General features: G+C 62.0%; 7 protein-coding genes. 3 read left to right on the top strand and 4 right to left on the bottom strand.

The genetic code is table 11. The features are described 5' to 3' along the window. From VEK15_18515 to VEK15_18500, 4 genes are all read right to left on the bottom strand, one after another. On the bottom strand, window positions 1–375 hold a 375-nt coding region (locus VEK15_18515), incomplete at its 3' end, for an ATP-binding protein (GenBank protein ID HXV62700.1). 160 nt (window positions 376–535) lie between these two features. After that, a complete protein-coding gene (locus VEK15_18510) occupies window positions 536–1,024 on the bottom strand; it encodes a hypothetical protein (protein ID HXV62699.1) in 489 nt (162 codons plus the stop codon). Between the two features lie 2 nt (window positions 1,025–1,026). Further along, window positions 1,027–1,419 carry a hypothetical protein gene (locus VEK15_18505; protein HXV62698.1) on the bottom strand — a complete coding sequence of 131 codons (393 nt, stop codon included), beginning with the start codon at window positions 1,417–1,419 and terminating at the stop codon, window positions 1,027–1,029. A gap of 69 nt (window positions 1,420–1,488) precedes the next feature. After that, entirely contained in the window at window positions 1,489–1,839 is a 351-nt protein-coding gene (locus VEK15_18500; protein HXV62697.1) for a hypothetical protein, read from the bottom strand. 83 nt (window positions 1,840–1,922) lie between these two features. On the opposite strand from VEK15_18500, the gene VEK15_18495 reads away from it, so the two are divergent. From VEK15_18495 to VEK15_18485, 3 genes are all read left to right on the top strand, one after another. Beyond that, complete coding sequence (locus VEK15_18495; GenBank protein ID HXV62696.1) at window positions 1,923–3,242, top strand: PQQ-binding-like beta-propeller repeat protein; 1,320 nt, start codon at window positions 1,923–1,925, stop codon at window positions 3,240–3,242. 156 nt (window positions 3,243–3,398) lie between these two features. Next, window positions 3,399–4,550, top strand: coding sequence for a hypothetical protein (locus VEK15_18490; protein ID HXV62695.1), 1,152 nt, complete (start codon window positions 3,399–3,401; stop codon window positions 4,548–4,550). A 132-nt stretch (window positions 4,551–4,682) separates the two neighbouring features. Continuing rightward, on the top strand, window positions 4,683–5,175 hold a 493-nt coding region (locus VEK15_18485), incomplete at its 3' end, for an ABC transporter permease (GenBank protein HXV62694.1).

The raw sequence follows: 5,175 nt of genomic DNA, 5'->3' as shown, positions 1-5,175 counted from the left end.
CAGCGGGAAGATCGGTGCAAGGCCGGTTCCCCGGAGCTTCTCCTCGCGATATCTCCTCACGTCCTCGAGGTGCAAGTCGCCGAAAGCGATGGCGTCGATCCCATCCCGGAGCGCTTCATCGACGGCTTTCGCCATCGCGGTCTCGTATTCCTCGTTGCTGCATGGACTCGGGAGGGTGAGCTTTCTCAGCGGGAGCCCGAGCGCCTCGGCCTGGGCATCCAGAAGTTTCTCGCGGACCGCGTGCATGACGACGCGTCCGTGAGCTCGATTCACGGTCGTCAGCAGACCGCAGACTTCGACGTCAGCTTGGGCCCGCAGCGTGTGAAGCGCCCACGCGCTGTCCTTCCCGCTGCTCCATGAAAGGAGAACTTTCATTAGTACTCAATGCCGTGGCGGGACCCGCGATCGATCGGGCCGCCACGGCTCGGACTGCTTACGGCGCGGCAAGCGCGCCGGGCTCGCTCCGCTCGCGCAGGCTGCACAGCAGTTCTTCATCAGCCTGTTAGTGAAGAATAGACCGTCGGTCTCGGAACGATTACGGGGCCTCGCCAACTTTCACGAACTCCATGTATCGCCAGGCGTCGGGATCGGTCGCGTACCGCCAGAGCAGGAGCCGATCTTCTTCCTCGTCAAAATAGTAGTAAGCATGTTCTTCTCGCCCGGGCTCCGTCTCGAACCACAGGTCGAGACTCTGATTCGTGCGGTCGGAGTCTAGAGACCAACGACACGGAACATCAGGAGTAAGCCAATCACTTTGGATGCCATCGATTTGAACGTAAGGGCGCAGGAATGTCTGCGCGCTGCAAGTGCCGTCGGCCATGAGAATCAACCAGTGATCCCCAGGGTCCAGATGAGTGGTGAACCCGACGTCGGCGAGCGACTTCATTGCAAATGGAGTCCCGGCCCATTCACCGTGTAGCTCGACGGCGTGAACCTGTCGACGGAGGTAGCGATTCTCGGAATGCTGGCAAGCGATCGCGAAGATAGCGGTCAGTGCCAGAGCGGCTCGGAGTCCCGGCAACATCCCTAAACTCCGAAGATCCCTTTCGCGAAGAAATGAGTCATCGCGGCGGCAAAGCTTGTTCCCACGGCCAGGAGAATCGTGCGACCCCAACGCCACGCGGCGTCGAGGCCCGAGAACCGAACGAACAGGTCCGGCAGGTACGCGGCGCAGTAAGCGACGTTGGCGAGAACCGCAAGCAGGAAGATCCCCAAGACGATGTCGAAGGACAGTTGCTCGCGAGAGGCGGGCCATGCGAGAACGAAGTGCGTCACCACCACTGCGCCCAGGACGCCATTGTAGAGAAGTCTCCGCGGCTCCCAGTAACGCAAGGCGAGAGCGGCGTGGTGGCTCAGTCGCGATAGCAAGTCGCTTAAAGGTGCCGCCGTCGTCGGCGCACCGTTCGAGGTCTCGACCATCCGTCGTCTCCAGCTCTTCCGTTCACTCTACCAGGTCTTGTGGATGACACAATCGACGAAAGCAAAGGGTCAGCCCGCATGTCGAGAGATGAAGAGGAGCAAAGCGATGCCTCCGAGGGTCGAGAGGAGCAGCAAGAGCAAGCGGGCTTCCGCCTGACGATGCTCCTCGAACTGGACCTCGAGGAGGGGGTCGCCAAGATTACGAAACTCTCGGCGGGCAAGGAAACGGGCGAATTGATCCCTCCGAACACTGTGGAAATAACCGGGACGCGGGCGACCGAGAGCCTCGTACGTTTCCGGATGACGTGCCGCCAAAGCGTCTGCGAGTGCCCGGCCCTGACGGATGGATCGTCCCATGAGAATCAGGCCACCAACCAGCCAGACGAGCGCGAGAAATGCGAGGGCGTTCTCCGAATCCATGCCCATATTCAATGATACGTTTCTCGCGAGGAAATCTCTTCCGGTCGGAAACCTCATGTAAGATCAGGGCCGGGAGGTCCGTTTTGCTCCAGCCAGTCGCCGTGAATTTCTCGGTGCTCGTCCTGACGGCGTTGCTCGCCGGGCCGGCCACGGCTCAGAACTGGCCGTCGTTTCGCGGACCGAACGCCTCCGGCGTTGCCGACGGACTCGATCTCCCCACGCATTGGGACGCTCAAACAGGCGCGAATGTCGATTGGAAGACCGCGATTCCCGGCCTCGGCCACTCGAGTCCGGTGGTCTGGGAGGACCGTGTCTTCCTCACGACCGCGGTGAGCGACGATCCGAGCTCGATCTTCGTCCACGGAATCGACGGCCGGATCGACCGGCGTTCCGATCTCTCACCCCACACGTACTACGTCTACGGTCTCGACCGGGCAACCGGGCATGTTCTGTGGCGGCGTCAAGTCTACCGGGGCGTGCCAAAGATTCAGCGGCAGCGCAAGAACAGCTACGCGTCACCGACGCCGGTTACCGACGGTGAGCGCGTCGTCGCCTACTTCGGCTCGGAAGGGCTCTACGCATTCGACCTCGAGGGAACTCCGCTATGGAATCGTGACCTCGGCGTCATCGACGCCGGCGCTTCGTACGACGATACCTACGACTGGGGGCCCGCAAGCTCTCCAATCATCTTCGACGGACTCGTCATCGTTCTCGCCGATCAGCAGGCCGGAGGTTCGTTCATCGCCGCGTTCGACGCCGCAACCGGTGAGCCCGTGTGGCGCGCAGAGCGTGACGTCATCTCGTCTTTCTCGACGCCGACCCTTTACCAAGGTGAGAAACGAGTGGAGCTTCTCATCAACGGGGCCGAGCTCATGCAAGGCTACGACCCGATGACCGGGAAGGAGCTCTGGCGCCTCGCGGGAAGCTCGAAGAACACGACGCCGACGCCCGTCGTATGGAACGACCTCGTTTTCATCGTGAGCGGATACCGAATCAAACCCATCTTCGCGATACGGCCGGGCGGAAGCGGCGATATTGCCGGGACGGATTTCGTGGCCTGGCGCACGACGAGAGACGGCTCCTATATGACGACGCCGGTCGCCTATCGCGACTACCTCTACACACTCCAGGACAACGGCGTGCTCTCCTGCTACCGCGCCCGATCGGGTGAGCGCGTGTATCAGACTCGGGCTGCCGCTGGTGCCTTCAGCGCCTCGCCGATCGTGGCCGACGGCCGGCTGTATCTGTCGAGCGAGGAAGGCGAGGTCTATGTCGTGCGCGCCGGTCCCGACTACGAGTTGCTGCACCGAAACGCGATGGGTGAAGTCATCATGGCGACACCCGCGGCAGCGAAGGGCCAGCTCCTCATTCGCACCCAGCACCATCTTTTCTCGATTCGCTAGACTCGCGAAGCATTACCAGAGCCTTCCCGCACCGAGTTCGAGGTTTCACATTGACTGTGGTACCGTTTACTTAGTGCACACACGCGAAGCTTTTCGCGGGCCTGGGGGGGCCACGCGCAGCCACTGAGTTACACCTCGTCGTCGAGGGAGGAAAATATGCGTACGCCCGTCCTTTCCGGCCTCGTTCTCGCAGCTCTGATTGCGAGCCCGGTCCTCGCGGTGACCGACCGGGTCATCATGAAGGACGGGTCTTCCTACGACGTTCGGGCCTTCGAGATCACCGATAACGTGGTCAACATGGTGGCGCTCAACGGTCGTTCCTGGTCGGTGTGGTCGGAGCTCGTGGATCTGAAAGCGACGCGGCAGGCGAACCACATGCCGTCCGGAGTTCATTTTTCTCCCAGCTGGGGTGGGGAGGCTATTGAGGAGCCACTCGAGACCGAACGGTTGGAACCCGTCCTCATCGAGCCGGAGCCGCCGGCGGAGCCTCTACCGGCGGAGCCCGTCCCCGAGGAGCCCACAGTGCCCGAGGAGCCCGTCGCCGTCGAAGAAGAGGAAGAAACATTGGAGGAGCCCGAAGCCGAGCCCGTCGCCGAGCCTACCTCGCTCCAGGCCGAAGACGCGCCGGAGGAGAGCGGGAGAAAGCATTTTCAATTGCTTTTCAATGCCTCCTACCATGCCACGACCATCGATTTCACCCAATCGAGGACTTTTGACCTGTATCTCGAGGAAGGGACTATCGAGACCGAGTACACGGGAGGGACCGGACCGACGTTCGAGGTCGGAGGAACGTATCTCGTCACCGAGTCCTTCGGAGTGGGCGGATCTTTCGAGCTCTTCGATCGCAAGAACGAGGGGTCCTTTGAAGCAACTTTCCCGCACCCTTTCTTTTTCGACGAGTCGCGAGAGCTTTCCGGGGATGTGAGCGACCTCTCGTATCGAGAGACAGCGGTTCACATTTTCGCCAGGTTTTCCAAGGCCGCGACCCCGTGGCTCATCTTCGAGGGGTTCGCTGGCCCAACGGTATTCTTCACCCGGACGGACGTCCTCGCAGAAGTCCTCTTCGAAGAGGAATACCCCTTCGACGAGGTCAGCTTCGAGGACACCGAAGTCGAGACGCTGGAGGACAATCCCTTTGGGTTCAACGTGGGCGGTGGAGTGATCTTCATGCTCAGTCCGGAGTTTGGATTCGCGTTCCAGGCACGGTTCAGCCGCGCCCGGGTGAGCCTGGCCTCTGAGGAAGGTGACAGCGTCGAGTTCGATGCCGGGGGTTTCCGCGCGGGAGTGGGATTCCGCGTCCTGTTCTGAGCGGGCTCAGAACAAACACCAAGGTTTCTCGAGGGCTCATCGTTCTTCTGCTAACCGGCCGGCTCCCCTGAACGTCCAACCAGGGGAATGGCGGCGCTTTGGATTCGCGATCTCGTCGTAGCGGCGCGAAGCTTGCGCCAGAATTCGGCCGTCAGCCTTCCGGCCGCCGTGACGCTCACCCTCGGTATCACCGGGGCCACCGTGGTCTTCGCAATCGTCGAGGCCGTTTTGTGGCGACCTCTGCCCTACGATGAGCCGTCGCGCCTCGTGGCCCTGTTCCGGCACGACCGCGGCCGGAAAGAAACCAGAAACCCGACGACGGCCGCGGATTTCGACGACTGGCGGCACAGCGAGAGCCTCCGCGATGTCACGGCGGCCCGCCCGTTCGATCCGATGCTCGATCGCGACGGCGTCGTCGTTCGCATCCAGGGGTTGAAGGCAACGGAGTCGCTCTTCACGCTCCTCGGGGTCGAGCCGCTCCTGGGACGTGTCTTCACCGGTGACGACGACGAGCGGGTGGTCGTTCTATCTCACGCGCTCTGGCGCCGCGATCTCGGCGGCGAGCCGAGCTGGATCGGCCGGAGCATTCGTCTCGACGGCGAAGAGTACCTCGTGCTCGGCGTCA

The organism is Vicinamibacteria bacterium (genome assembly GCA_035620555.1).
Taxonomy (GTDB): Bacteria; Acidobacteriota; Vicinamibacteria; order Marinacidobacterales; family SMYC01; genus DASPGQ01.
The sequence above is the reverse complement of the archived record's forward strand: the minus strand, read 5'-3'. Positions and strand labels throughout refer to the sequence as shown.

Coding starts and splice junctions, on each gene's coding strand:
- VEK15_18510 (HXV62699.1), bottom strand. CDS start 1,024: ATGTTGCCGGGACTCCGAGCCGCTCTGGCACTGACCGCTATCTTCGCG.
- VEK15_18505 (HXV62698.1), bottom strand. CDS start 1,419: ATGGTCGAGACCTCGAACGGTGCGCCGACGACGGCGGCACCTTTAAGC.
- VEK15_18500 (HXV62697.1), bottom strand. CDS start 1,839: ATGGATTCGGAGAACGCCCTCGCATTTCTCGCGCTCGTCTGGCTGGTT.
- VEK15_18490 (HXV62695.1), top strand. CDS start 3,399: ATGCGTACGCCCGTCCTTTCCGGCCTCGTTCTCGCAGCTCTGATTGCG.